Origin of the sequence: Bacillus sp. SLBN-46 (assembly GCF_031453555.1) — a bacterium.
Lineage (GTDB): Bacteria > Bacillota > Bacilli > Bacillales > Cytobacillaceae > Neobacillus.
In genome coordinates this window covers 1,777,920-1,801,769 of sequence record NZ_JAVIZM010000001.1, presented here as the reverse complement: position 1 = coordinate 1,801,769, position 23,850 = coordinate 1,777,920, and the positions used below count along the sequence as shown (strand labels likewise).

General features: G+C 39.1%; 21 protein-coding genes and 1 riboswitch. Of the genes, 1 reads left to right on the top strand and 20 read right to left on the bottom strand.

The genetic code is table 11. The annotated features are described in order from the left end of the window. Positions 1-28: 28 nt before the first annotated feature. From QFZ87_RS09150 to QFZ87_RS09110, 9 genes are all read right to left on the bottom strand, one after another. Positions 29-1,075, bottom strand: coding sequence for a GerMN domain-containing protein (locus QFZ87_RS09150; protein WP_309867739.1), 1,047 nt, complete (start codon positions 1,073-1,075; stop codon positions 29-31). Positions 1,076-1,224: 149 nt separating this feature from the next. Further along, positions 1,225-2,019 carry a glutamate racemase gene (gene racE, locus QFZ87_RS09145; protein ID WP_309860275.1) on the bottom strand — a complete coding sequence of 265 codons (795 nt, stop codon included), beginning with the start codon at positions 2,017-2,019 and terminating at the stop codon, positions 1,225-1,227. A gap of 16 nt (positions 2,020-2,035) precedes the next feature. Continuing rightward, positions 2,036-2,485, bottom strand: coding sequence for a MarR family winged helix-turn-helix transcriptional regulator (locus QFZ87_RS09140; protein WP_309860273.1), 450 nt, complete (start codon positions 2,483-2,485; stop codon positions 2,036-2,038). A 152-nt stretch (positions 2,486-2,637) separates the two neighbouring features. Continuing rightward, positions 2,638-4,107 carry a PAS domain-containing sensor histidine kinase gene (locus QFZ87_RS09135; RefSeq protein WP_309860271.1) on the bottom strand — a complete coding sequence of 490 codons (1,470 nt, stop codon included), beginning with the start codon at positions 4,105-4,107 and terminating at the stop codon, positions 2,638-2,640. A 380-nt stretch (positions 4,108-4,487) separates the two neighbouring features. Continuing rightward, positions 4,488-4,712 (bottom strand): spore germination transcription factor GerE, encoded by a 225-nt coding sequence (gene gerE, locus QFZ87_RS09130; RefSeq protein ID WP_007087335.1) that lies wholly within the window; start codon positions 4,710-4,712, stop codon positions 4,488-4,490. Between the two features lie 132 nt (positions 4,713-4,844). Then, the gene (locus tag QFZ87_RS09125) at positions 4,845-5,426 is read right to left on the bottom strand and encodes a class D sortase (RefSeq protein WP_309860264.1); all 582 of its coding nucleotides are present in this window, start codon (positions 5,424-5,426) and stop codon (positions 4,845-4,847) included. A gap of 144 nt (positions 5,427-5,570) precedes the next feature. Continuing rightward, positions 5,571-6,332, bottom strand: coding sequence for a succinate dehydrogenase iron-sulfur subunit (gene sdhB, locus QFZ87_RS09120; RefSeq protein ID WP_309860261.1), 762 nt, complete (start codon positions 6,330-6,332; stop codon positions 5,571-5,573). A 21-nt stretch (positions 6,333-6,353) separates the two neighbouring features. Beyond that, positions 6,354-8,105: a succinate dehydrogenase flavoprotein subunit gene (gene sdhA, locus QFZ87_RS09115; protein ID WP_309860259.1), complete on the bottom strand. Its 1,752-nt coding sequence runs from the start codon at positions 8,103-8,105 to the stop codon at positions 6,354-6,356. Positions 8,106-8,160: 55 nt separating this feature from the next. Further along, positions 8,161-8,772, bottom strand: a complete 612-nt coding sequence (locus QFZ87_RS09110) for a succinate dehydrogenase cytochrome b558 subunit (RefSeq protein ID WP_308082969.1) — start codon at positions 8,770-8,772, stop codon at positions 8,161-8,163. 445 nt (positions 8,773-9,217) lie between these two features. Between QFZ87_RS09110 and QFZ87_RS09105 the strand changes: the two genes are divergently transcribed. After that, positions 9,218-9,676, top strand: coding sequence for a YslB family protein (locus QFZ87_RS09105; protein WP_309860257.1), 459 nt, complete (start codon positions 9,218-9,220; stop codon positions 9,674-9,676). Positions 9,677-9,882: 206 nt separating this feature from the next. Here the strand turns inward: QFZ87_RS09105 and QFZ87_RS09100 are convergent, their stop codons facing one another. From QFZ87_RS09100 to polX, 11 genes are all read right to left on the bottom strand, one after another. Next, positions 9,883-11,097 (bottom strand): aspartate kinase, encoded by a 1,215-nt coding sequence (locus tag QFZ87_RS09100; RefSeq protein ID WP_309867737.1) that lies wholly within the window; start codon positions 11,095-11,097, stop codon positions 9,883-9,885. A 116-nt stretch (positions 11,098-11,213) separates the two neighbouring features. Then, a riboswitch (Lysine riboswitch) is annotated at positions 11,214-11,391 on the bottom strand. 70 nt (positions 11,392-11,461) lie between these two features. After that, a complete protein-coding gene (gene uvrC / locus QFZ87_RS09095; protein ID WP_309860256.1) occupies positions 11,462-13,234 on the bottom strand; it encodes an excinuclease ABC subunit UvrC in 1,773 nt (590 codons plus the stop codon). A gap of 135 nt (positions 13,235-13,369) precedes the next feature. After that, positions 13,370-13,684 (bottom strand): thioredoxin, encoded by a 315-nt coding sequence (gene trxA, locus QFZ87_RS09090; RefSeq protein WP_308082966.1) that lies wholly within the window; start codon positions 13,682-13,684, stop codon positions 13,370-13,372. A 173-nt stretch (positions 13,685-13,857) separates the two neighbouring features. Further along, the gene (locus QFZ87_RS09085) at positions 13,858-14,835 is read right to left on the bottom strand and encodes an electron transfer flavoprotein subunit alpha/FixB family protein (protein ID WP_309860254.1); all 978 of its coding nucleotides are present in this window, start codon (positions 14,833-14,835) and stop codon (positions 13,858-13,860) included. Positions 14,836-14,874: 39 nt separating this feature from the next. Beyond that, positions 14,875-15,648, bottom strand: a complete 774-nt coding sequence (locus QFZ87_RS09080) for an electron transfer flavoprotein subunit beta/FixA family protein (protein ID WP_309860252.1) — start codon at positions 15,646-15,648, stop codon at positions 14,875-14,877. Between the two features lie 110 nt (positions 15,649-15,758). Then, positions 15,759-16,532, bottom strand: coding sequence for an enoyl-CoA hydratase (locus QFZ87_RS09075; RefSeq protein ID WP_309860250.1), 774 nt, complete (start codon positions 16,530-16,532; stop codon positions 15,759-15,761). Between the two features lie 24 nt (positions 16,533-16,556). Continuing rightward, a complete protein-coding gene (locus QFZ87_RS09070) occupies positions 16,557-17,141 on the bottom strand; it encodes a fatty acid metabolism transcriptional regulator FadR (protein WP_309860248.1) in 585 nt (194 codons plus the stop codon). Positions 17,142-17,320: 179 nt separating this feature from the next. Beyond that, positions 17,321-19,024, bottom strand: a complete 1,704-nt coding sequence (locus tag QFZ87_RS09065) for an AMP-binding protein (RefSeq protein WP_309860246.1) — start codon at positions 19,022-19,024, stop codon at positions 17,321-17,323. Positions 19,025-19,287: 263 nt separating this feature from the next. Further along, positions 19,288-19,692, bottom strand: a complete 405-nt coding sequence (locus QFZ87_RS09060) for a DUF350 domain-containing protein (protein ID WP_309860244.1) — start codon at positions 19,690-19,692, stop codon at positions 19,288-19,290. Between the two features lie 19 nt (positions 19,693-19,711). Continuing rightward, positions 19,712-22,069 carry an endonuclease MutS2 gene (locus QFZ87_RS09055; RefSeq protein WP_309860242.1) on the bottom strand — a complete coding sequence of 786 codons (2,358 nt, stop codon included), beginning with the start codon at positions 22,067-22,069 and terminating at the stop codon, positions 19,712-19,714. 14 nt (positions 22,070-22,083) lie between these two features. Then, entirely contained in the window at positions 22,084-23,802 is a 1,719-nt protein-coding gene (polX, locus tag QFZ87_RS09050; protein WP_309860241.1) for a DNA polymerase/3'-5' exonuclease PolX, read from the bottom strand. Between the last annotated feature and the right edge of the window lie 48 nt (positions 23,803-23,850).

Here is a 23,850-nt window from a genome sequence, read left to right as displayed (position 1 = left end):
CACTATATAGTATAACAAAAAACTTTTTTTAAAAACTACCTGTGTTGACTTTTTCTGGTCGAGTTACCGGTTCAGTCAATTTTTTCCCTTTATCATTTTTTAACTCAGCTTTTCCTTTTACTTGGACAGCAACCTTCTCAACGCCTGTTTGTTCCGTTAAGGAAAGAACCAGTGCATCTAGTAAATTTTGAGAGATGACCTTTTCTTTAAAGCTACCGTAAATATTTTCATTAAAGTTTAAAGTAACTTTTCCATCCTCATATTTAGGTGCCTCAAGAAGTTTTACATCTGACATAAATTCTGAAACAAGGTTTGATTTTTCACTAGGTCCTTTTATTAACTCATTTACCACTGCAACGATATTATTTGTCTCGCTCGCACTCACCCTGCGAGTAACTGGGACATAGTAGTAAGAGCCCTCTTCTCCACCAATATAATAGACGGTTACAGGCTTTGTATTCGTGATATCTACTACATCTGTTGTATCGTAGTTAATACCTGTTGCTCTTGAAAGATTTTCGCTGATTGGTGTTCCATTTACAGGCATTTCCGTTAAGTCATGACCATTCATCTTAAGTTTGACTGATTTCACATTATTAAATTGAGTCAGTGTCCATGTTACGGACTGAAGAATTTTCATCTCATCCTCTGGCTGATAATTTTTAAATTCCTTCGAGAAGTTGACTGTAGCGACGCCTTCTTTATTAATATCAACAGAAAGCTCGGTATCCTCTGGCAGGACAGCTCTAAAATCATTAGGAAGCAGTTCGGAGACAGGTCCATTGGCCACTAGGTATTCTAATGCTTGTTTAGCTACGGAAGATGTTTTCGGCAAAGCTAAGGTCTGTGGTACCACATAGCCATTTTTATCAATTAAGTATAATTCTGTCTTTACGACATTTTCCGCATTTTCTTTTTTAGCTGCAGTTGTTTCCTTACTTGTCTTGTTTTCCACGACAGTTTTTGGCGGGTCGATTTTCTTTTGTGTTTCGGTCCCTAATAAGCCACAGCCAGAAAGTAGAACGGTTGAAGTAAGAACAGTTAAACCAATAATTTTTGCTTTATTTTTAGACATCATAATTCCCCCCTAAGACAGTTTGTACTAACATGTATACGAGCCTTGTCAGAATTTAGACCGCCTTATGAAAGAAAAATAGAACTTTTCTATTAAATTTTTTTTACAGAATGAAAGAAGAGGCTGTCTTTTGAGACAGCCTCTTCTAATTAGAGTTTAATTTTATTAACAGGATTAATAGGAAATCCCAGCCATTGTGAAGCAATTTTCGAAAAGATCCTTCTTGAACCAGTCGTGTAAAACTCATGTTCAGGCTCTTCCTCACAAGTCTCTAGCAAACCATTATATTCGAGGATGGCACTGATTTCACGGGCCGTTTCATCACCAGAACTAATCACATTCACTTCAGTACCCATCGTCTTTTTAATGAGCGGTTCAAGTAATGGATAGTGCGTACAGCCTAAAATAAGCGTATCTAAGTTTTGCTGCAGCATGGGTTTTAACGACTCGTTCACAATTTTTTCAGCTATCGGGCCATCATATTCCCCACTCTCAACAAGCGGGACAAATTTCGGACACGCATGTCCCTTAACAAAAATCCGGCTATTTAGCGATTTCAACGCCTTCTCATATGCACCGCTCTTAACTGTTACTTCTGTACCAATCATTCCAACCCGATAATTCTTTGTTCGTTTAATTGCAGCACGTGCTCCTGGATTAATGACTCCGAGTACAGGAATGGAAAGTTCCTTACGAATGTCTTCAAGAGCTGCAGCGGTTGCGGTATTACAAGCAATAACAAGCATTTTGATGTTTTTTTCTAATAAGAAACGGGTCATCTCCCATGTAAATCTCTTTACCTCTTTGGTTGTCCTTGGACCATAGGGGCAGCGTGCGGTATCACCTAAATAGATGATTTTTTCATTTGGAAGCTGCCTCATTACCTCTTTGGCAACGGTTAATCCTCCGACACCTGAATCAATGACACCTATTGGTTGTTTCAAACTTCTCGCCTCATTCTTAACGCATTTCTTGATGTAATTTCTTTAAACTGTCTTGAAGAAGAAGGATTTCTTCTGAAGTGAAATCAATTAAAATTTCCTCTAGATATACCTGACGTTTTTTAATCACCTCATCGATAATCCGCTTTCCTTCTTCTAATAAATGAATTCTAACCACGCGGCGGTCACTTGGGTCCTTTACTCGTTCCACAAGCAAATTCTTCTCCATGCGATCGACCAGATCCGTAGTTGTACTGCAAGCCAAATACATTTTATTAGAAAGCTCACCGATGGTCATGTCACCGTCTTCAAAGAGCCATTGTAATGCAACAAATTGGGGCGGAGTAATCTTATAATTCCCCAGCATTTCTCTTCCTTTTTGTTTGATAATACCGGAAATATACCTTAAATCCTTTTCAATGTTCGCTACTACGTCCCCATTCACTTTTTGTGAATTTTCGAGTTTCATCTATACATACACTCCTATTAATAGGCTTCTCCTCAAGACTTTTCATTAAAGCCCTTATACCACGTTGAACGTCTCAAGCTTGTACTTATTTTCTACTTTTTTCGCAAAAAATTCAAGACTTAAGTAAGAAAAACGGATGCCGAGTTAGCATTCTAGCTTTCTACAGGCAGAATAAGTTCAACCATTGTTCCCTTCTTATCACTCCAAAAATGAACACTGCCATGATGATTTTCAACAATTTGCTTTGAAATCATAATCCCTAAACCTGTGCCGCTTTCTTTAGTTGTAAAGAATGGTTCTCCAATTCTCTTTAAAATATGCTGTGGCATGCCACACCCTGTATCCTTAAAAATAATCTTGACCTTACCCTCACTGTGCTGTTTCATTCCAACGGTAATCACCCCACCTTTTGGCATTGCATCGATAGAGTTCTTCAAGATATTAATGAACACTTGTTTTAACTGGTTTCTATCACAGCGAATGGTAAAGTTATCACTATCATAAATGGTTTCTATTTGAACTCCATTCATAATGGCTTGCGTATTTATTAAGGTCTTTACGTTTTCCATAAGTGTAATAATATTCTCTACTTCAAATTTCAAGTCCTGAGGCTTAGCTAGGACCAATAATTCGCTTAAAATAAGCTCAATCCGATCGATTTCAGATTGGATAATAGTAAAGTATGTCTTATTATCTAATTGATTTTCCATTAGCTGTAAAAAGCCTTTAATTGCAGTAAGTGGATTCCGAACCTCGTGTGCAATACCCGCAGCCAACTGTCCTGCAACGCTAAGTTTTTCTGAGTTTAGTAAGAGCTCCTTTGTATGGATCTGCTCTGTTATATCTCTTATGACACTTACTATTTCTAAAACAAGATGGGTATCAGGGTCAATAACTGGTTTGCAAAGAATTTCAACCCAAATATACTCTCCATTCTTTTTGGCAACACGATAGGAGCCTCTTCCATTTATATGTTCATTCAAAACACTTTTGCGATCCTGAAAAGCACGAAGAGTGTCATCCGTATGTATGAATGAAAAAATATTTTCTCTGTATAACTCTTCAAATGAATATCCTAGGATATGCACACTGGAGGGGGAAGCATAAAGAATTTCGCCCGATAAATTGGTACTAATAATGATATCGAGTACATTATCAGTCAATATATGATGCATGACTTCTACTTTTCTAGCTTCTTCTTTTTTTCTTTTTAAATGGGTTATATCTTTTGCAACCGCAGAGACGCCTACTATTTGGTTATCAACACTAATAGGAATTTGTGTGACATTCAAATCAATGAGCTTTCCTGCTTTATTTTGTATCCTACAATCAAAATTTTGAAATTCACCGAATGAAGCTTTATGAAAATGGTGAAATATTTTATTCATATCTTCGATTGGAAAAAGAAATTGGAGTTTCAATTGCAAAGACTCTTCCGCTCCGAATTCTGTTAAGCTTTCAAATGCAGGATTCACTTGAACAATATGTCCTTCTAAGTCCATGGTAAAAATACTATCTGGATTACAAGCAAACAAGGTTTCAAATCTGCTTAGATTGTCATCTAAAAATTGATTTAATAACAGTTTCTTTTCACTCTTAATTGCTTCTACAGAACCATTCATCTCTCTTTATCAGTTCCTTTCCCGTAGTAACCAGTCATTATATAAAAAGCCAAGATGGATATTTCCCATCTTGGCTTGCGTTTAGAACAATAGTTTTGGTCTAATTCAAGTCCACCCTTTTGCTTTTGAAGCTGAAAAGAACAATCAATCTTATCTAGTTAAAATGCAATTTGCCCCTAATTAAGATAAATGAATTGAATTTTTTATCCTAATTTCATTGTAAATTTAACTAATTATTTTTTCAATATATTTTGAACATTTTTCCATTTACTTATTGTAAATTTACATTACCAACTAATAATCAAATAATTGGTAAAAATTAGAGCTCTTTTTATGGTCTGAGACATATGAGCCGGCCTCCAAACGGACGCCGGTCATATTTAAAGTTCTAGCTCTCCCATTCGAAGGAGCTCTACAACTGCTTGTGAACGCCCCTTAACACCAAGCTTTTGCATGGCATTCGATATGTGATTTCGAACCGTTTTTTCGCTTATAAATAATTCACCAGCGATTTCTTTCGTTGTTTTATCTTGTACTAGTAATTCGAATACTTCTCTTTCACGTTTGGTGAGTAACGGCTTGTGATTATAATCATTCTCCTTCAAGTAATGTAACCCTCCTTGCCTCGCCAGTTATGAACACGGGGTGGGTATATATTTAGTCACCATATCTTATGTGAACGATACAAATGTAGTGACTTTTTTTCTTATAAGAAAATAAAAAAAAGGCCCTAACAATTAGGAACCTGTGAGCTTCGCATAAATGATATATCGTTTTGGTGCATTTCCCACATACCGAAATGGATAGCAGGTGGTTACGATGAGTTCTTCTTTCTGCTTTTGGAGGGTAATAATACTTGTATCATTTGACTTAACAATTTTAGTGTGGGTAATTTCATAGGTGAAATTTCCATAGGGCATTTGCATCTTTAGTGAATCACCTATTTTCAGCTCCCCTAATCGCCGAAATACCGTATCCCTATGTCCTGATAAAACTATCTGCCCCGCGTCACCAGGGTAAAAAGAGCCTTTATAATGTCCGACCCCCTTCTCAAGGTCATCCGGATCTGTTCCTTCGATAATAGCTAGTTCAGCTTTAATTTTGGGAATGGCTAATAATCCAACTGTTTCACCCGTTTGTGGGGGTGGGCTATCGGTTTTCTTCCTTTCATGTGTATCCACTGTCTGCTTTGAAACTAATTCTTTTGCTTTCTGCAGTGAATCATTTGTTTGGAGCTTACCATCAATTAGCTGCCAAATGCCGATTCCTAATACAATAACACCTATTACTATAATGAGCAGTGGAAGTTTTGATTTCAATAGATCCCCTCCCTATTTTTAATGGTAATGATATGTATAGTATAACAAAGTATCCGTCGGCATTTAAAACGAAAAAACCTCCTTTTCATACTAGAAAAGAAGGTTTTAAACTTGAAATCATAGGCACTAAATACCTTAAACTTATTAACTATGGTCACTTCCAAAGAAGTTTCTAAACGATTGGAAAGTGGTGTCACGGTTCAATGCAGCAATGGAGGTAGTCAACGGAATACCTTTTGGACAAGATTGAACACAGTTTTGTGAGTTACCACAGTTGGCAAGACCACCCTCACCCATGATTGCTTCTAAACGCTCAGCCTTATTCATTTCCCCTGTAGGATGTGCGTTAAATAGGCGAACCTGAGAAAGTGGCTGCGGCCCGATAAAGTCAGATTTACTGTTCACATTTGGACATGCCTCTAGGCAGACACCACATGTCATACACTTTGAAAGCTCATAAGCCCACTGACGCTTTTTCTCTGGCATACGAGGTCCTGGTCCTAAGTCGTATGTTCCATCAATAGGAATCCATGCCTTCACTTTCTTTAAAGCATCAAACATTCTGCTTCGGTCTACCGCAAGGTCCCTCACAACTGGGAATGTTCTCATTGGCTCTAAACGAATAGGCTGCTCTAATTGATCAATCAATGCCGAACAGGATTGACGAGGCTTACCGTTAATAACCATTGAACAAGCACCACAGACTTCTTCGAGACAGTTCATTTCCCAAGTGATTGGGGTAGAGGCTTGTCCCTTTGCGTTCACAGGATTCTTACGAATTTCCATCAAAGCAGAAATGACGTTCATATTTGGACGATATGGAACCTCAAATTCCTCCTCGTAAGGAGTAGAATCCGGTGTATCCTGACGCATAACTAGAAACTTAACTGTTTTATTTTCAGACATTATTACCCACTCCCCTTTCTATTAATGCTTTGTAGTGTAATCTCGTTTCCGTGGCTTAATTAACGATACATCAATCTCTTCATAATGGAAGGCTGGAGCTGATTTAGCATCAACAAATTTCGCCATTGTTGTTTTCATAAACTCTTCATCGTTACGCTCAGGGAATTCTGGTTTATAGTGAGCACCACGGCTCTCATTACGGTTATACGCTCCGATTGTAATAACACGTGCTAATTGAAGCATATTTTGTAACTGTCTAGTGAACGCAGCTCCTTGGTTGCTCCATTTCGATGTATCGTTGATATTAATATTTTGATAGCGCTCTAGTAGCTCTTGAATCTTTTCATCTGTCTTTAACAGTTTGTCATTGTAACGAACAACAGTTACGTTATCTGTCATCCATTCACCTAGTTCCTTATGAAGGATGTAGGCATTTTCTGTACCGTTCAGTGACATGACCGAATTCCACTTTTCTTCCTGTTCCTTCACATGACGGTCAAAAACAGTAGAAGATACAGCATCAGAACTCTTCTCAAGGCCGCTGATATATTTAACTGCATTTGGTCCTGCAACCATTCCACCGTATACAGCTGAAAGCAAGGAGTTTGCACCTAATCGATTAGCACCGTGTTGTGAATAATCACACTCACCAGCAGCAAATAGACCCGGGATACTTGTCATTTGATCATAATCAACCCATAGTCCACCCATTGAGTAGTGAACAGCTGGGAAGATCTTCATTGGGACTTTACGTGGATTATCTCCCATGAACTTTTCATAAATTTCAATGATTCCACCCAGTTTTACATCCAATTCATGTGGATCCTTATGAGATAAATCAAGGAAAACCATGTTTTCGCCGTTAATTCCAAGTTTCTGACTAACGCAGACATCAAAGATTTCACGTGTCGCAATATCACGTGGAACTAGGTTTCCATAAGCTGGATATTTTTCTTCTAGGAAATACCAAGGTTTTCCGTCTTTGTACGTCCAAATACGACCACCTTCACCACGAGCGGACTCACTCATTAAACGAAGCTTATCATCACCAGGAATAGCAGTTGGATGAATTTGAATCATTTCTCCGTTTGCATAATATGCACCCTGCTGATAAACAATAGAAGCAGCGGAACCTGTATTTATTACAGAGTTTGTTGACTTACCGAAAATAATTCCAGGTCCACCGGTTGCCATAATGACTGCATCCGCGGAAAATGATTTAATTTCCATTGTTTTTAAGTCCTGAGCAACAATCCCACGGCAAACGCCTTCATCGTCAACGACCGCACCAAGGAATTCCCAGCCTTCATATTTTGTAACTAATCCGTCCACTTCATGGCGGCGAACTTGCTCATCTAATGCATATAACAATTGCTGACCAGTTGTCGCACCAGCAAAAGCTGTACGGTGATGTTGTGTTCCTCCAAAACGGCGGAAGTCTAAAAGACCCTCTGGTGTACGGTTGAACATAACACCCATCCGGTCAAATAAATTGATAATACCAGGTGCTGCATCACACATGGCTTTAACTGGCGGTTGATTCGCTAAAAAGTCTCCGCCATAAATCGTATCGTCAAAGTGAATCCACGGGGAATCCCCTTCACCTTTTGTGTTTACTGCTCCATTAATACCGCCTTGGGCACAAACAGAGTGAGAACGTTTAACCGGAACAAGAGAAAAAAGCTCTACCGGAGTTCCTGATTCTGCAGCCTTGATGGTAGCCATTAAGCCAGCTAAACCGCCGCCGACTACGATCACTTTACCTTTACTCATTCGTGACTCACTCCCTTAATCCAAAAAATACTATATTTTTCCGACCATTAACTAGTTATTGAACAAATGCGATAAGTGTTTGAATTCCAATGAAAGAAAGAACAATAAAAACACCAACGGTCACGTATGTAGAAATAACTTGTGAGCGAGGTGATACTGTGATCCCCCAGCTAACAAAGAAGGACCAAAGTCCGTTTGCAAAGTGGAAAATAGCTGAAAGGATTCCCACTAAATAGAAAACAAACATAAATGGTGATGATAGAATATTATGCATCATATCATAGGATACTTCCGCACCAAATGCCGCTGCTACACGTGTTTGCCAAACGTGCCACGTAATAAAGATGAGCGTGATTACGCCTGATACACGTTGAAGCATGAACATCCAGTTCCTAAAGAAACCAAATCTTTTTACATTACTTTTAGCGGTAAAAGCAATATAAAGTCCATAGATTGCATGAAAAAGCAATGGTAAATAAATAATTACAGTTTCTAAGACAATGCGGAATGGTAGACTTCCCATGAAGCCTGCAGCCTTATTGAAGGACTCTGGACCTCCAGTGATAAAATGGTTGACTACAAGATGCTGTGTAAGAAACACTCCTATCGGAATGACCCCTAGCAACGAATGTAATCTGCGATTAGCAAACTCTCGATTCCCCGCCATACATTTACCCCCCTTAATTTTTAAAAAATGATGTTAAGCTCTTTCTTCTATGTACCCCTTAAAGAAACTTAACCCAATACTACTGTGACAATAATGTGACATGTCCATTTTACTCCCATCGACATAGAGCGTCAAGAAAACGGATACACAATCTTTATTAAAAAATAAAATTTTTAAAATATATTGATATTATAATAGGATAGTACCTTTTTCAGAAAAACAACTGCTTCATTTCCCCATACAACCCATATTATTACATTTAATTACCAACATCTTACGGTTGGTATTTCTCCCCAAACGGATAAGATAATTATGATGATAAATAAGATAAGATATTCCGAAATAATATAACATTCACAAAAGGATTTATTCACATTTTCAGCAATTCAGTACTGAAAAATAAATCAAATTGTATATAATAGAATGATAGAAAGAGGGGAAGCTTGTGAAAGAAAGTACAGCCGTTAATCAACATTTGAATAATGAAGAGCCAGAACCAAGAACCATTTCAATGTTTGGGTATGAAATCATTAGGGAATACCTTTTGCCAGAGATCCTTGGCAAAGACACGCCTGAAATCTTATACTGGGCAGGAAAACGTCTTGCACGAAAGTTCCCATTACCTGACCACGAAACATTAGTTGAGTTTTTTACAAATGCTTCGTGGGGACAGCTTGAAATAATAAAAGAGACGAAAAATGAAATTGAATTCGAACTAATAAGCCCACTCATTGTTTCTCGTGTAAAATCAAAAGCAGAGCACTTCTTCCAACTCGAAGCCGGCTTCCTTGCCCAACAAATTGAACTGCAAAAAGAAGTGATTGCCGAAGCGTTTGAACACCCTGTAAAAAAAGCAAACAAAGTCCAATTTACTGTTAAATGGGATCGAAAGGATCAAATTTAACAAGAAAAGCGCAAGCGCCTTGATCAGCCCCGACAGGCAAATGTTCTTCGGCAAGAAAAGTCCGCCTTTAGACTTTTATTGCCGAAGGTTATTTGACCCGAGGGGCTAGGCGCTGGAGCTAGACAATTCTCGAAGTCGAAATCTATACTTTCTTTGAACATCGGAAAGAGGCTGACTCACATTCCAGCGAGTCAGCCTCTTCTTTGTTAATTTCCAAGCTCAAATGCACTGTGGAGGAGTTCAACTGCTTTTAACATATTCTTTTCTTCTAAAACAGCAGACACTTTAATTTCAGAGGTGCTGACCATTTTGATTTGGATGCCATTTGAAGCAAGAACTTCAAACATTTTCGCAGCCACACCCGGATTAGATATCATGCCTGAACCCACAATGGAGACCTTTGCTAGTTTATTCTCTGCATCAAGTTGTTCATAGCCAAGTACAGCTTTATTGTCTTCTAATACCTTCAATGTCTCTAACAGATCATCGGTATGGATGGAGAAGGATAAATTAGCCGTTCCTCCTTCTGTTGTGCTTTGAATAATAATATCAACGTTGATGTGATTTTGAGCAAGAGTAGTAAAAATGGTTGATAAACTGGTTAAGGAATTGGTTAACCCTAAAACGGTAACCTTTGTAATTTCATCTTCAAACGCGACACCACGTACAACTAAATTTTGTTCCATTGTTGCTTCCCCCTCAATGACTGTTCCTTCGATTTTCTCCATGCTTGAACGAACTCCAAGTCTTACTTGATAATTTTTAGCAAATTCTACCGCTCTTGGATGCAGTACACCTGCACCGAGATTGGCAAGCTCCAACATTTCGTCATAGGAAACGGATAATAACTTACGTGCCTCTTTCACATATCTCGGATCTGTTGTAAATACACCCGTTACATCCGTGTAAATATCACATTTATCTGCTTTTAACGCCGCTGCTAATGCAACTGCTGTCGTATCAGAACCCCCTCGACCAAGAGTTGTGATTTCCCCATCTTCAGTTATTCCTTGGAATCCGGCTACAATAACAACCTTGCCTTCTGCAAGTTGGTTTTTAATGGATTCTGTTTTGATAGTTGAAATTCGTGCATTTCCATGGACAGGTTCAGTTACGATTCCCGCCTGCCAGCCTGTATAGGAAACCGCTGGTAGACCTTGTTTATTTAAGGCCATGGATAATAAGGCGATGGTTACCTGCTCGCCTGTCGAAAGGAGCATATCCATTTCCCGTTTATTAGGTTGACTGGAAATTTCCTTCGCTAGACCAACAAGCTTGTCAGTGGATTTTCCCATAGCAGAAACAACGACAACAACGTTATTGCCTCTCTCTGTTTCATCTTTTACACAGGCTGCTACATTTAAAATTCTTTCTACACTGCCAACGGAGGTTCCCCCGAATTTTTGAACAACTAAGCCCATCATTTCCCCTTCTTTCAGTTATGCTCTACCTATTTTGCTACAAAAACATAAATAAAAAAGCAATGAGAGGCATCTCATTGCTTTTTGAACACGAAAAATAAATTCCTGTACAAATAACGTAAGATAGCTCTCCAAGACACGCGTCTTGACAATCCGGCATTTATTCAATACAGGACCAGCAAAGAAAGAAATGAGACTTTCTTTACTTCGGCGAACATCCCCTTTCATGATTCTTCCTTGAAGCTCACCCTTCTCAGAATCACTACTCTTGAAGCTCGCACCTCTACCTTCACTTTAGTACTATAAAGTGATAGTAATTTAAATTTTCACTAATTATAGCATGGTCAATTTATTCTGACAATAACTATTCTTGAAGTTTTTTCATTAACTCTTCTGCCACATTTGATGGAATACCAATGTCGGTAAATTCCTCCAGACTCGCTTCCTTCATTTTTTTCACAGAACCAAACTGTTTAAGCAATAGTTTTTTGCGTTTCTCCCCAATCCCCGGGATATCATCCAATAAGGATTGAAAGGCGCTCTTTCCACGTATTTGGCGGTGAAAGGTAATGGCAAAGCGGTGAACCTCATCTTGAATACGTTGCAGTAAATAAAACTCCTGGCTGTTCCGTTCAAGTGGGACAATTTCTAACGGATTGCCGTATAACAATTGCGACGTCCGGTGTTTTTCATCCTTTACAAGACCCGATAGTGGGATATCTAATCCTAATTCATTTTCTAAAACGTCTCTTACCGCTTCTACATGTCCTTTTCCACCATCAATAATAATAAGATCCGGTAGAGGAAGATTATCTTTTAAAGCTCTCGAGTACCTTCTTCTAGTTACTTCCCTCATCGATTCATAATCATCCGGGCCCTTTACAGACTTGATTTTATACTTGCGATATTCTCTCTTATTCGCTTTCCCATCCGTAAACACAACCATGGCTGAAACGGGATCTGTCCCTTGTATATTAGAGTTATCGAAAGACTCAATCCGATGGGGGGTATAAATTCCAAGAAGCTTTCCAAGGTTTTCTACTGCCTTAATGGTTCGTTCTTCATCCTTCTCAATTAAAGAAAACTTTTCATTCAAGGCAATTTTTGCATTTTTGATTGCAAGGTTAACAAGGTCCTTCTTTTGTCCTTTTTTCGGTTGAAGAACCTTCACTTCTAGGAGCTGTGTAGTCATATTCAAATCAATTTCATCTTGGATTAAGATTTCCTTTGGCTTAAAGTGATTGGCCTTTTGATAAAATTGTCCTAAGAACGTAAGGATTTCTTCCTCTGGCTCATTGTAGATGGGAAACAAAGAAACATCCCGCTCAATCAGCTTTCCTTGACGGACAAAAAAGACCTGTACACACATCCAGCCTTTGTCAACAGCATAACCAAACACATCACGGTCCGTGAAATCCGTCATGGTGATTTTTTGCTTTTCCATGATGGTTTCAATGTGGACGATTTTATCACGGAATTCTTTTGCTCGTTCAAAATCCAATTCTTCTGCGGCTGCCGTCATTTTTTCGGTTAGTTCTTTTTTAATTTCCTTATATCCGCCATTTAAAAATCGAGTAATTTCATCCGTCATTTGCTTATACTGTTCCTCACGAACTTCGTATACACATGGTGCGAGACACTGGCCTAAATGGTAATATAAACAAACTCGGTCAGGGAGTGTCGCACATTTTCGCAACGGATAAATACGGTCTAGTAGTTTCTTTGTTTCATTTGCTGCTCCAACGTTAGGGTAAGGACCAAAGTATTTACCTTTATCTTTTTTTACTTTCCTTGTGATAATCAGCTTGGGATGTCTCTCTGCTGTCAGCTTAATAAACGGATAGCTTTTGTCATCCTTCAGCATGATATTATATTTTGGATCATATTTTTTGATAAGATTTAGTTCAAGTATCAAAGCTTCTATATTGGATGAGGTAACAATGTACTCAAAGTCTTCGATTTCATTAACAAGTCTTAACGTCTTTCCGTCGTGTGAGCCGGTAAAATAAGAACGAACGCGGTTCTTTAATATTTTTGCCTTCCCCACATATATAATTGTCCCCTGACGGTCTTTCATTAAGTAGCAGCCAGGCTGGTCAGGCAGCAGGGTTAATTTTTGTTTAATATTTTCATTCACTCCGGCCACTCCTCCGTCTTTTATACTATCCTAAAATTTTAACACATCTGTTCATAAAGGAAAGTGGGAGGTTTTGTAATACAAAAAAAAAACTTAGCCAGAACGTATCCAGCTAAGGTTTTAATTTCTATAGGTTTATACGTGCTTTTGTAACACACTTGCTAAAGCATCTTTAGGTTGGAAGCCGACTACTTTATCTACAACTTCGCCATTTTTTAAAACTAATAAGGTTGGGATGCTCATAACACCAAAATTAGCTGCTGTTTGTGGGTTATCATCTACATCTAATTTAGTGATTTTTACTTTGTCTCCCATTTCTGCATCAAGTTCTTCAAGAACTGGAGCGATCATTTTACAAGGTCCACACCATGGTGCCCAGAAATCAACAAGTACAGTACCTGAACCTGTTTCTGATGAGAAATTTTGATCTGTTAAATGTGAAATAGCCATTATATATTGACCTCCTATTGAATACTGAATTACTACCGAAAGTATACCATCGTTTGGAATATCAAGCTAATAATATGTTTCGCAACTAATTTTCCCCATCCTGCGATAAGTATGCTTGATTTCTTCAATGATAAAAACGAGCGGATTTTGACCGCTCGCTCTCCACTTTATTATTATGAGTGAACTTTTAGTTTTTTAAACTCTTCTGTTAGTAAAGGTACAACTTCGAAAAGGTCACCAACGATTCCGTAATCTGCCACTTTGAAAATGTTTGCTTCTGGATCCTTGTTAATGGCAACAATCACTTTTGAATTAGACATACCGGCTAAATGCTGGATTGCTCCTGAAATACCGCAGGCAATGTATAGGTCTGGTGTTACAACCTTTCCTGTTTGCCCAATTTGTAAGGAGTAATCACAATAGTCGGCATCACATGCACCACGAGAAGCACCAACTGCTCCCCCTAGTACGTCAGCAAGTTCTTTCAGCGGTTTGAATCCTTCTGCACTTTTTACGCCACGGCCGCCAGAAATAACTACTTTAGCCTCACTTAGGTCCACACCTTCACTTGCTTTTCTTACTACTTCTTTAATAATTGCACGAAGATCCTTAATATCCACAGATAGTGAGGAAACCTCACCGCTTCTGCTTTCATCTTTTGCTAACGGGGCAATATTGTTCGGACGTACCGTAGCAAAAATTACGCCGTCTGTTACAATTTTCTTTTCAAATGCTTTACCAGAATAAATTGGTCTAGTAAATACAATGTTTCCACCGGCTGCCTCTACTGCCGTTGCATCGGAGATTAGACCCGATGAGAGCTTACCCGCAATCCTTGGTGAAAGGTCTTTACCTAATGCAGTATGACCAAACACTAATCCTTCAGGCTTCTCTTGATCAATGACAGCTAATAAAGCTTGAGCATAACCATCAGAAGAATATTGTTTTAAATTCTCATGCTCCACTACCACTACACGGTCAGCCCCGTATTGGACTAACTCCGCACCTAAAGCGCTTACAGATTCGCCCACTAATACACCAACAACTTCTCCGCCCTCTGCAACAGTTTTTGCTGCTGCAACAGCTTCGAAAGATACATTACGTAATGATCCGTCACGAACTTCTCCTAATACCAATACTTTTCTAGTCATTTCATTTACCTCCTGAAAACAATTTTTATGAAGTTACGATTAGATTACTTTTGCTTCAGTATGAAGAAGTTGAACAAGTTCTTTAACCTGATCATTTAAATCGCCAGCTAAGACCTTTCCAGCCTCTTTTTTAGGCGGCAAATAAATTTCAATTGTTTTTGTTTTTGCTTCTACATCCTCTTCTTCAAGATCAAGATCATCTAATTCTAATTCCTCAAGCGGCTTTTTCTTCGCTTTCATAATTCCAGGTAAAGATGGATAGCGCGGCTCATTAAGCCCTTGTTGTGCTGTAACTAAAAGTGGAAGGCTTGTTTCAATGACTTCAGAATCACCTTCAACGTCACGAGTAACAGTTACATTTGTTCCATCAATTTCGAGTTTCGTAATGGTAGTGACATACGGAATATTGAGGAGTTCGGCTACTCTTGGTCCTACTTGTCCTGTTCCACCGTCAATCGCCACATTTCCACCAATAATTAAATCAACTTCTTTATCCTTTAGATATTCGGCAAGGATTTTAGCAGTTGTAAATTGGTCACCGTTTTCCACATCATCTTCGGTATTAATTAGAACGGCTTTATCTGCACCCATAGCAAGGGCTGTACGCAATTGTTTTTCTGTTTCTTCATTCCCTACAGAAATAACAGTCACTTCTCCACCTTTTGCATCACGGACTTGAATCGCTTCTTCAATCGCATATTCGTCGTATGGATTGATAATAAATTCTGCACCGTCTTCATTGATTTTGCCGCCTGAAATCGTAATCTTTTCCTCTGTATCAAAGGTTCTTTTCATTAATACATAAATGTTCATGGTTTCGCCTCCTAAGAAAATTCAAACATTTTTTCAGTTCTAAAGATTTAGAAAATTTTATAGAAAAAAATTTTTTATAAAAACTTCTTAAGCAAAACGATTAAGAAGCTTTATTCACCTTTAAAATGTGGCTCCCTTTTTTCAAGAAAGGCTTGGATCCCTTCTTTTGCATCATTAGAAACAAAAACTTGACCAAACAGCTCTGCTTCTTTCTGTGAGCCTTCATAAAATTCTTCCGTCTTGGCAAAATTTAATAATTGAATCGTCGCACTGACGGAGCCAGGACTTTTCTTAGCAATTTTTTCTGCAAGTATGTAGGCTTGCTCTAATACTTCACTTTCTGGGTACGCATGATTAGCCAGACCATATTGGACTGCCTCTACGCCTGTAATAGGCTCAGAAGTGAACAGCATTTCAGCTGCACGTGCCACACCTACATATTTAGGAAGACGCTGTGTCCCTGCAAATCCTGGAATTAGACCAAGCTGCAATTCAGGTAAGCCAAGCTTTGCCTTCTCACTGACAAGGCGGATATGGCATGCCATTGCAAGCTCTAAACCACCGCCAAGAGCGGCCCCATGAATAGCTGCGATAATAGGTTTAGGAAATTTCTCCATGCGATCAAATAAATCTTGTCCAAACTTCCCAAGGTTAGCAAAGCCTTCTGAAGAAGTAACCGTCGTAAATTCCTTAATATCGGCACCTGCTGAAAAAAAGCGTCCTTCACCATGAATAACAATGACACGTATATCACGGTTCGGTTCAATTTCGTCAAGTACCGCCGACAGTTCCCTTAATAAACCTGATGAAAGGGCGTTTGCCGGAGGACGTTGAATCGTAATGGTAGCAATACGATCTTGATTAGACCACTTTAAGTATTCCACTAATTTCTCCTCCTATCTAAACTTTTATCGGCCTCCAAGTCCATTGATTAAAAGTCGATGAACTGGTGATGCCAATGCAAGTAAATCATACTTTTCTTCATTCATTACCCATGATGTTGCCGTTTCATCAATCGTTCCAAAAATCATTTGTCGGGCAAGGCGAATATCAAGGTCATTTGAAAACTCACCGGTTTCTTTGCCCTCAATTAGCACTTTATCAATTACCTTTAAATACCCTTTTAGAACGTTGTTGATGCGGAGTCTCAATTCCTTATTGGATTGACGGAGCTCTAGCTGCGTGACAATTGCTAAGTGATGATCCTCATAGAGCATACTAAAATGAGCTTCTATCATCATTAATAATTTCTCCGCCGCCGTCCCTTTTCCTGCAATCATCTTATCTATTTTTTCAATGAAATTTCCCATTTTTTCTTCAAAGAGAGAGATTAGGATGTCTTCTTTGTTCTTAAAGTACAGATAAATGGTGCCATCTGCTACCCCAGCCTGTTTCGCAATTTTCGAAACCTGTGCTTGATGGTAGCCATTTTCAGCAATGGCAATCACTGCTGCATCAATTATCTGCATATATTTCGGCTTACTCTTTTTCATGTCTAACCCTCCTTTGAAGCTTTAAGCAAAATTAAAATATGAATGAATCATCATTCATATTTTAATAATAGTGATTATATGTATTTTTGTCAAGAAATACTGTTGAACAACTTAATGATAGTATGATTTCTTTTTATAGACAAGCCTATGAATTCAAAAAAAAAGCTGGGCTAGTGCTGTTAGGCATGCTTTGTACTTTCTTCTTCTATTTTTCTCATCTCTTCTTCTACAAGCATTCTTCTTAAAATTTTTCCAACGGCTGTTTTAGGCAATTCTTTTCTAAATTCATATAATCTTGGTGCTTTATAGGCAGCCAAATATTTTCTTGCAAATTGATTCATTTCTTCTTCTGTCACAGATGAACCATCTTTTAAAACGATGTAGGCTTTGACTGTTTCTCCGCGGTATGTGTCTGGCACCCCGGCCGCAACTGCCTCAAGCACATCTGGATGTTCATATAAAACTTCTTCTATTTCTCGTGGATAAATATTATATCCCCCTGCTATGATCATATCTTTTTTACGGTCAACGACGTAAAAATAACCCTTTTCATCCATATACCCAAGGTCACCAGTATATAGCCAGCCATCTTTTAAGACTTCCTCGGTTTCAGCAGGACGATTCCAGTAGCCCTTCATCACTTGCGGTCCCTTGATCACAATTTCACCTATTTCTTTTATTGGTACGGGCTCACCTGTGTCGACTGAAAGTATTTTGACATCCGTATCAGGATACGGTACGCCAATGCTTCCCTTCACTCGTTCTACATCCCACAAGAAGTTGGAATGGGTAACCGGAGAAGCTTCTGATAATCCATACCCCTCGACAAGCTTCCCACCTGTAACCTCTTCAAATTTCTCCTGAACCTCGAGTGGAAGTGGTGCTGATCCACTGATACAGGCTTCAATGGAAGAAAGGTCATATTTTTTCAAATCCGGATGGTTTAATAATCCAATATAAATGGTTGGTGCTCCAGGAAATAAGGTTGGTCGCTGTTTGTGAATCGTTTTCAAGGTGGTTACAGCATCAAATTTAGGCAATAGAATCATTTTACATGCCATCTTTATCGATAAAATCATGCAAACGGTCATTCCATAGACATGGAAGAATGGGACAATTCCAAGCATCGATTCTTCACCCATTTTCGCTTTGTATAACCAGGCTTCACTCATTTCTGTATTTGAAATTAAGTTTTTGTGGGTAAGCATGACACCCTTTGGAGAACCGGTTGTTCCCCCAGTATACTGAAGTAACGCAATGTCCTCGTCAGAATTGACTTCATACGTGGTTAATTTCTTCGGTTTCATTTTAACAATGTCTGAGAACAGATGGGTACTTCCTTCATGTTTTACTTTTACGACAATTCCATATTGTTTTTTCTGGATGAAAGGATAGGCAAGATTTTTCGGGAATGGCAGGTAATCTTTGATAGCGGTTACAATAATATGCTGTAAATCAGTCTGCGGCATGATTTTCGATACACGAGGGTAGAGGATATCTAATGTGATGATGGCCTTTGCTCCAGAATCCTTCATCTGGTATTCAAGCTCACGTTCCGTATATAAAGGATTGGTCTGTACAACAATTCCGCCTGCCATCAAAATACCAAAATAACTAATGACAGCCTGAGGAGTATTTGGGAGCATGATGGCAATTCGGTCATCTTTTGAGATACCAATTTCCTGTAAATACCCTGCAAAATTCAAGGCTTCCTCATAAAGTTTCTTGTAGGTTAACTCTTTTCCCATGAAATGAATCCCAATCTTATCTGGAAACCTTTCCGCTGTTTTTTTCAAGTAACTCTGAATAGGATCTTGGGAGTAGTGCAGTGTAGCGGGAATGTCTTTCGGATAAATGTCTAACCACGGTTTAGACTCTAACATAATAAACCTCCCTTTTTGTATAAATAATTGTAAAAATTCTAATTTCACTATCTATTATAGTACAGTATGCGACGATTAACAACGAAACCCCTGAATATTAGTACAGAAAAAAGAGGCTGATTGGAGTCAGCCTCTTCCATCCTTAAGATTTGTTTAGAAGTCCATTATGCAAAAAACACCATATATATAATTCCTATTAGCAAAAATAAGCCACATAATCCAAGAAGGATTTTAGCTAATGTCTCCACTCTTTTCTCCCCTAACTAAATTCCTGCCCCAATGACATAGGATAATCCAATTGAAATGACCATTGAAATCAACCCCACTGCACGATTGTCTTTTTGAATTTCTTCGTCAATCTTGAATTTTGGTGTTAAAAATTCAAAAATAAAATAGCCAATTAATAAAAGCGTAAACCCATATACTCCCCAACCAATCATGTTAAGTAAGGAATCATGTGCCTCAATAGTATGGCGGAAAATGTTAGCTACACCAAATATTTTCCCGCCGGTAGCCATCGCAACAGAAATATTCCCATTTTTTATTTCAACCCAATTTTTATACTTCGTTACTACTTCAAAAATGGCTAAAAAAACAATCATACATAAAATAACTACACTATAATAGGCAGCTATTTGAATGTATTCGTTCTCCCAAAACTGGTCCATAGCTTATTCTCCCTGGTCATTATTTAAATTCTACTATGGTTACGCCAGATCCGCCTTCCCCAGCTTCTCCAAAGCGAATTTTTTTAACGGAACGATGATTTTTTAAATACTCCTGAACTCCCTGCCTTAAGGCCCCAGTCCCTTTCCCATGGATGATGGATACGCGTGGATAACTTGATAGAAGGGCATCATCAATATACTTTTCTACTTTTAATAAAGCATCTTCATATCTCTCACCGCGAAGGTCTAGTTCTAGTTTAACATATGAGTCCCGCCCTTTTACAATAGCAATTGGTTTTGTCTCCACTTGCTTCGGCGTGCTCATATACTCCATATCCTTCTCCTTGACCTTCATCTTCAAAATTCCGATCTGAACCTGCCATTCATTTTCTGATACACGTTCGACTAGCGTGCCTTTTTGGCCAAAGGTAAGGACTTTTACTTCATCTCCAGGCATATAGGTATGCGTCTTATTTTTTTTATTGGTCAGCTTCGCTGATTTCTTAATTTCTGGAGCTGCTTCTTCAAGACGCTTTTTCGCATCAATTAATTCATGCTCTTTAATGTCAGCATGCTTTTCCGTTCTCATTTTGCGGAGGTCCCGAATAACCTTCTCTGCTTCCGTCTTAGCCTCTTCTACAATCTCTTCCGCTTTTTCAGCCGCTTTTTCCAGCATGGAGTCTTTCTTCTCGTAAAATTCCATCATTTGCTTTTGCAAATCTTTATGAAGCATCTCTGCCTGCTTCAAGAAATCGCGGGCTTCCTCTTGTTCTTTCTCTGCTTGACGTTTGCTTTCCTCTAAGGAAGCAATCATTTTATCGATTTGATTCGTATCTTCGCTTACATGTGAGCGTGCCGATTGTATGACCCGTTCATTAAGCCCTAACCGTTTCGAAATCTCAAAGGCATTACTTCTCCCTGGGACGCCTAACAGCAATTTATACGTTGGACTTAATGTCTCTACATCAAACTCCACACTGGCGTTTAGCACGCCTTCTCGGTTGTAGCCATAGGCTTTTAATTCAGGATAGTGTGTCGTTGCGATTACCCTCGCACCTCTTCGATGCACTTCATCTAATATAGAGATGGCCAGTGCTGCACCTTCCTGAGGATCCGTTCCAGCTCCAAGCTCATCAAACAAAACCAGGCTGTTAAAGTCCACTTTATTTAAAATGTCAACAATATTGACCATATGCGATGAAAACGTACTTAGGCTTTGTTCAATCGATTGTTCATCACCAATATCCGCATAAATCGCATCAAAGACAGCTAGTTCTGATCCGTCATAGGCAGGCACCTGTAATCCCGCTTGGGCCATTAAGGAACACAATCCTAGCGTTTTTAAAGTTACCGTTTTTCCCCCTGTATTCGGCCCGGTAATGACAATCGTCGTGTAGTCTTTCCCAAGCATAATGTCATTGGCAACCACTTCATCGATTGGAATTAATGGATGTCTTGCCTTATATAAGGCAATTCTTCCCTCATGATTCATAATTGGCATGGAAGCTTTCATTTGTTTGCCATATCTAGCTTTTGCAAAAATAAAATCCAAATTTGCTAACACGGCAACAATCACCTGCAGCTCGCTTTCATGCTCGGCTGCTTGAGAGGAAAGTTCGGAAAGGATCCGTTCAATTTCAAGTTGTTCTTTGACCCGAATATCCTGCAATTGATTATTTAACTGCACAATCACCTGGGGCTCAATAAATAAGGTTTGTCCGGATGAACTTTGGTCATGGATAATCCCACCGTAATGGCCACGGTACTCCTGCTTAACAGGAATAACAAACCTGTCATTACGAATGGTTACAATGGCATCGGAAAGCATTTTACTCGCATTGGAGGAACGAATCATACTTTCTAATTTTTCCCGTACCCTCGCTTCATTCGAGCGAAGCTGATGTCTTAAGGAACGTAAAAGATCACTTGCTCCATCTAATACTTCTCCACTTTCATCGATGGCATATTTGATAGCTTGCTCTAGGTTTGTAAGCGGGATAATTCGCTCCACTTGTTCGGATAAGATCGGAAGCTCAGTTCTCTCAGCAGCAAGCTCCTCAATAAAACGTTTCATCTGTCGACTGGCATGAATGGTGCTGGCAATTTGGATCAACTCTTGCGGGCTTAGGACACCCCCAATGACAGACCGTTTAACATGAGCACGAATATCATAAACCCCTGATAGTGGAACATTTCCTTTTATACGTAAGACAGTGGCAGCCTCATCTGTTTCAGCTTGAAGTGAAACCACTTCATCAAAATCAGTTGATGGCATCAAGTTCTTTATTTTTTCCATACCAAGTGAAGAAGAAGCATGGTTTAACAGCTGTTCCTTCACTTTGGTGAATTCTAATACTTTTAATGCTCTTTCTTGCATGGAGTGAATCCTCCTTAATTTCGATTGTGCAGGAATTCAAGCAGATCATTCTTGTCGAGTGCATTTATCACCGAAGATTTCTTAATCCAGCCCTTTTTAGCTGTGGACACACCTATTTCCATATGCTTTAATGTATCCATTTTGTGTGCATCTGTATTGATGAGAATCTTTACACCTGAATCCTGTGCTTTTCTTAAATATTCTGAAGCCAAATCAAGTCGATTTGGATTCGCATTCAGTTCTAAAGCTGTATTGGTTTCTTTAGCTAGTTCAATCAGTAAATCAATATCCACGTCATATCCTTCTCGACGGCCAATTTTCCTGCCTGTCGGGTGGGCAATTAAATCCACATGGTGATTGGTTAAAGCGGTTTTTAAACGCTCCATAATTTTTTCCCTCGGCTGAGAAAAGGCCGAATGAATGGAGGCAATAACAAAATCCATTTCAGCCAGGAGGTCGTCCTCATAATCCAACGTCCCATCAGGAAGAATATCCATTTCTACTCCAGAAAGGATGAGAAAATCATCGTATTTCTCATTTAATTGTTTGATGTCTTCCCTCTGCTTTAACAGTCTTTCACGCGTCAGTCCATTCGCTACCTTTAAATATTGGGAATGGTCGGTAATCGCCATATACTGATATCCTCTAGCACGGCAAGCTTCTGCCATTTCCTCGATTGAATGAGCACCATCACTCCACGTGGAATGCATGTGGAGATCCCCTTTTATATCTTCAAGCTCAATTAATTCTTGCTGAGCTGTGAATGTATCTACTTCTCTGCCGTCCTCCCTAATTTCAGGTGGAATAAACGGAAGGTCAAAATGCTTGAAAAATTCCTCTTCAGACGAGAAGGTAAGAATTTCACCCGTCTCAACATTCTCTACTCCATACTCACTAATCTTCTCCCCGCGTTCTTTAGCAAGCTGCCTCATGCGAACATTGTGGTCCTTTGACCCTGTAAAATGATGCAAGGTTGTAATAAATTCCTCAGGCTTCACCAAACGAAAATCAACGGAGACATCATAATCAAAGGCAAAAACTAATGATACCTTCGTATCACCCGCACCAACCACTTCTTTGATATTCGGCCATTCTAATAGAGATTGACGAACACTCTCTGGTTGAGTAGTCGCAATAATAAAGTCTAAATCTTTAATCGTCTCTCTCATTCTTCGCAAGCTTCCTGCCCTTGAAAAACGATTGATAGCCGAGGTTTCAGCAAGTCTTACCTCGATCTGCTCCGCGATTGGGAGCATGTAAGCTAGCGGCAGTCGCTCAGGTCGAGTCCCCACATTCGCAATAGCACTTAAAATTTTCTCTTCCGTCTTCTTGCCAAATCCAGCAAGCGCCTGCACTTTTCCTGTTTGGCAGGCTTCTTTTAAGCTAGTAACGTCTACAACCCCTAATTCTTTGTATAGCTTGGCAATTTTCTTTCCGCCAAGACCAGGAAGCTGCAGTAACGGAATGAGGCCTGATGGTACTTCTTCCTTGAGCTCTGCTAACACCGAAGAGGATCCCTCTTTCATGTATTCCTCTATGACAGCGGCAGTCCCTTTTCCAATTCCTGAGATTGCTGTAAAATCCTCAATTTCCGTTAAAGTTCGCTCATCCGTTTCAAGTGCAGTAGCCGCCTTACGGAAGGCCGATACCTTGAAAGGATTCTCTCCTTTTAATTCCATATAAATAGCAATCGTTTCTAGTAAACGAATCAAATCTTTTTTATTAACTTCCATTATGGTTCACCCGCCTCGTATTTAGCATTTTCATTTTATCCTACTTTA

Bases quoted from the DNA above. Each gene is read 5' to 3' on its own strand.
- QFZ87_RS09150 (WP_309867739.1), bottom strand. From the start codon at position 1,075: ATGTCTAAAAATAAAGCAAAAATTATTGGTTTAACTGTTCTTACTTCA.
- QFZ87_RS09140 (WP_309860273.1), bottom strand. From the start codon at position 2,485: ATGAAACTCGAAAATTCACAAAAAGTGAATGGGGACGTAGTAGCGAAC.
- QFZ87_RS09135 (WP_309860271.1), bottom strand. From the start codon at position 4,107: ATGAATGGTTCTGTAGAAGCAATTAAGAGTGAAAAGAAACTGTTATTA.
- sdhB (WP_309860261.1), bottom strand. From the start codon at position 6,332: ATGTCTGAAAATAAAACAGTTAAGTTTCTAGTTATGCGTCAGGATACA.
- sdhA (WP_309860259.1), bottom strand. From the start codon at position 8,105: ATGAGTAAAGGTAAAGTGATCGTAGTCGGCGGCGGTTTAGCTGGCTTA.
- QFZ87_RS09110 (WP_308082969.1), bottom strand. From the start codon at position 8,772: ATGGCGGGGAATCGAGAGTTTGCTAATCGCAGATTACATTCGTTGCTA.
- QFZ87_RS09100 (WP_309867737.1), bottom strand. From the start codon at position 11,097: ATGGGCTTAGTTGTTCAAAAATTCGGGGGAACCTCCGTTGGCAGTGTA.
- trxA (WP_308082966.1), bottom strand. From the start codon at position 13,684: ATGGCTATTTCACATTTAACAGATCAAAATTTCTCATCAGAAACAGGT.
- QFZ87_RS09085 (WP_309860254.1), bottom strand. From the start codon at position 14,835: ATGACTAGAAAAGTATTGGTATTAGGAGAAGTTCGTGACGGATCATTA.
- QFZ87_RS09080 (WP_309860252.1), bottom strand. From the start codon at position 15,648: ATGAACATTTATGTATTAATGAAAAGAACCTTTGATACAGAGGAAAAG.
- QFZ87_RS09070 (WP_309860248.1), bottom strand. From the start codon at position 17,141: ATGAAAAAGAGTAAGCCGAAATATATGCAGATAATTGATGCAGCAGTG.
- QFZ87_RS09065 (WP_309860246.1), bottom strand. From the start codon at position 19,024: ATGTTAGAGTCTAAACCGTGGTTAGACATTTATCCGAAAGACATTCCC.
- QFZ87_RS09060 (WP_309860244.1), bottom strand. From the start codon at position 19,692: ATGGACCAGTTTTGGGAGAACGAATACATTCAAATAGCTGCCTATTAT.
- QFZ87_RS09055 (WP_309860242.1), bottom strand. From the start codon at position 22,069: ATGCAAGAAAGAGCATTAAAAGTATTAGAATTCACCAAAGTGAAGGAA.
- polX (WP_309860241.1), bottom strand. From the start codon at position 23,802: ATGGAAGTTAATAAAAAAGATTTGATTCGTTTACTAGAAACGATTGCT.